Consider the following 2980-nt stretch of genomic DNA (forward strand, 5'->3'; position numbering starts at 1 on the left):
GCAATATCTCTCACGATATCTTGCGCCAGCCCGTCACGATTGCCGATCACCCGAAGCCGGACGCCGTTCTTCCGAAGCTCCTGCACTTCGCTGCGCAGATAGTGCCGCAGCAATCCCATCAGGTCGCTGACCTCGTCGGCCGGCCGCGTCCAGTTCTCGGTCGAAAACGCAAACAGGGTGAGAACCGGGATGCCAAGTTCTCCCGCGCCACGCACCACACGCCGCACCGCATCCGCTCCCCGCCGATGCCCCGCCACGCGCGGCAAGCCACGCGCCTTCGCCCATCGTCCGTTGCCATCCATGATGATGGCGACGTGCGTGGGACCCGGCGACGGGTCGGGATTGGCGGGCAAGGATGCGGTCGACATCAAACCGTCTTGATCTCTTTTTCCTTATGGATGAGGGCCTCGTCGACCAACTTGACATAGCGGTCGGTAAGTTTCTGCACCTCGTCCGACTTCTGACGATGCTCGTCCTGGGAAATCTTGTGATCCTTCTCGGCCTTCTTGAGCGCCTCCATGCCGTCGCGCCGCACGTTGCGCACCGCCACCCTGCCCTGCTCCGCGTACTTGTGCGCGAGCTTGGCGAGCTCGGCCCGCCGCTCGCTGGTCAACTCGGGGATGGGAATACGGATCATCTGACCATCGGGTGCCGGATTGAGGCCAAGGCCGGCTTCGCGAATGGCCTTTGCGGTGGAAATCACCAACCCCTTGTCCCAGACGCTGACCGTGAGCAGGCGCGGTTCCGGGGCACTGACAGTCCCCACCTGGTTCAGCGACATGCGCTGGCCGTAGGCCTCGACCATCACCGGGTCGAGCAGATTGACCGAGGCGCGACCGGTCCGGAGACCGGCGAACTCCTTCTTCAGGGCGTCCATCGCGCCCTGCATGCGCTTTTCGAGTTCCTTGACGTCGGCACTCATCTTCAGCCCTCGTCCTTGATGATGGTGAAGGTCCCTTGACCACGCATCGTTTCGGCGAATGCCCCTGCCTTGTGGATGTCGAAAACGATGATGGGGATGTGGTTTTCGCGCGCAAGCGATATTGCAGAGGCGTCCATCACCTGCAGGTCGCGAGACAGGACGTCCATATAGGTCAGGGTATCGTAGCGTTTGGCGTTCTTGTCCTTGCGCGGGTCGGCCGAGTATACGCCATCGACCTGCGTACCCTTCAGCAGTGCATCCACGCCCATTTCGGCGGCGCGCAAGGCCGCGGCGGTGTCGGTGGTGAAAAAGGGATTGCCCGTGCCCGCGGCAAAGATCACGACCCGGCCCTTTTCCATATGCCGAGCGGCGCGCCGGCGGATGTAGGGCTCGCAGACAGTCGTCATCGGAATCGCCGACTGGACTCTGGTCTGCAGACCCTGACGCTCCAGTGCGCTTTGCATGGCCAGGGAATTGATGACCGTCGCCAGCATGCCCATGTAGTCGCCGCTCGCCCGATCCATGCCCGAGGCCGCTGCTGAAACTCCGCGGAAGATGTTGCCGCCGCCGATGACCAGGCAAACCTGCACGCCCATGCCATGCACGGCCTTCACTTCCTGGGCAACCATAGAGACCATTTCGGGATCCAGCCCGTATTCGCGACTGCCCATCAGCCCCTCTCCCGAGAGCTTGAGAAGGACGCGGCGATAGCGGGGACCGGACGGCATTGGATGCCTCAGAGTACGTGTTCTTGGGCGGCGTGGGCGTCACGCCCACGCACCGGCACCGATTTCATACTACTTCTTGAGCTGGGCAGCCACCTCGGCCGCGAAGTCCTCCGCCTTCTTCTCGATTCCCTCGCCCAGGGCGAAGCGCAGGAAGCCCGCCAGGCGGACGGGAGCACCGACCTGCTTGGAGGCATCTTCCACGACCTTCGAGACGCGGCTCTTGCCGTCGATGACGAAGAGCTGCTCCAGCAGCACCACTTCCTGGTGGAACTTGCGCAGCCCGCCCTCGACCATCTTGGCAATGATGTCCGCGGCCTTGCCGGTCTGGCCGGCCTTCTCGGCCAGCACCGCGCGCTCGCGCTCGATCGCCGCCTGGTCGAGATCGGCAACCGTCAGTGATTGCGGATTGGCCGCGGCCACATGCATGGCCAGCTGCTTGGCGAGCGCCGCCAGCTTGGTCTTGTCGCCGGTCGACTCCAACGCCACCAGGACGCCGATCTTGCCGAGGTCCGGCGCCACGGCATTGTGTACGTAGGCGGCTACCACGCCATCCGAAACGGACAGGGAGGCGGCGCGGCGTAGAGACATGTTCTCGCCGATGGTCGCGATCAGGTGCGTCAGCTCGCCCTGGATGTCGCGGCCCGTGCCGGGAACCGGCGCCACAGCGATCTTGGTCATGTCGCCGCCGGTCTCCAGCGCGGCCCGGGCCGCTGCCGCTACGAATTTCTGGAAAGTGTCGTTGCGGCCCACGAAGTCGGTTTCGGCGTTGACCTCGATCACGGCACCCCGGTTGCCCCCGGCAATCACGCCGACGAGGCCCTCGGCCGCGACCCGGCCGGCCTTCTTGGCAGCCGCCGAGAGTCCCTTGGTGCGCAGCCAATCGACAGCTTTCTCGAGGTCGCCCTGGGTTTCACCCAGGGCCTTCTTGCAGTCCATCATGCCGGCGCCGGTCTTCTCGCGCAGTTCCTTGACCAGGGAGGCGGTGATCTCAGCCATGTAATGCTCCGTAAAGTGCGGCCTGTTTGGTACAACAAGGGCCGGTCTTCCGACCGGCCCTTTGAATCCTCATCGAAGAAGGCCCGGCCTACTCCGCTGGCGCGGCTTCGGCACTGGCGGCTTCCGATGCCACCGGCACTTCCTCGGCCGGCGGCTCGATAAGTTCGCCGACGTCGCCACCCGACGCCGCGATTTCGGCGCGGATACCGTCGAGCACGGCGGCGGAAAGCAGTTCGCAGAACAGCGAGACGGCGCGGATCGCGTCATCGTTGCCCGGGATCGGAAAATCGATCCCGTCGGGATCGGAGTTGCTGTCGAGGACCGCGACGATCGG

5 protein-coding genes are annotated in these 2980 nt (G+C 64.5%); all 5 read right to left on the bottom strand.

Annotated features, from left to right (window positions below; translation table 11 throughout):
• On the bottom strand, positions 1-368 hold a 368-nt coding region (gene uppS / locus ACE3PR_RS21755; protein WP_374376531.1), incomplete at its 3' end, for a polyprenyl diphosphate synthase.
• Positions 368-922: a ribosome recycling factor gene (gene frr / locus ACE3PR_RS21760; protein ID WP_374376533.1), complete on the bottom strand. Its 555-nt coding sequence runs from the start codon at positions 920-922 to the stop codon at positions 368-370. The genes uppS and frr, both read right to left, overlap by 1 nt.
• A 2-nt stretch (positions 923-924) precedes the next feature.
• The gene (pyrH, locus tag ACE3PR_RS21765) at positions 925-1650 is read right to left on the bottom strand and encodes a UMP kinase (protein WP_374376536.1); all 726 of its coding nucleotides are present in this window, start codon (positions 1648-1650) and stop codon (positions 925-927) included.
• 69 nt (positions 1651-1719) lie between these two features.
• Positions 1720-2646: a translation elongation factor Ts gene (gene tsf / locus ACE3PR_RS21770; RefSeq protein WP_374376538.1), complete on the bottom strand. Its 927-nt coding sequence runs from the start codon at positions 2644-2646 to the stop codon at positions 1720-1722.
• Positions 2647-2734: 88 nt separating this feature from the next.
• The coding region (locus ACE3PR_RS21775; RefSeq protein WP_374376541.1) for a 30S ribosomal protein S2 at positions 2735-2980 on the bottom strand (246 nt) is incomplete at its 5' end.

The organism is Dongia sp., assembly GCF_041909655.1.
GTDB lineage: Bacteria > Pseudomonadota > Alphaproteobacteria > Dongiales > Dongiaceae > Dongia.

Bases quoted from the DNA above. Each gene is read 5' to 3' on its own strand.
- frr (WP_374376533.1), bottom strand. From the start codon at position 922: ATGAGTGCCGACGTCAAGGAACTCGAAAAGCGCATGCAGGGCGCGATG.
- pyrH (WP_374376536.1), bottom strand. From the start codon at position 1,650: ATGCCGTCCGGTCCCCGCTATCGCCGCGTCCTTCTCAAGCTCTCGGGA.
- tsf (WP_374376538.1), bottom strand. From the start codon at position 2,646: ATGGCTGAGATCACCGCCTCCCTGGTCAAGGAACTGCGCGAGAAGACC.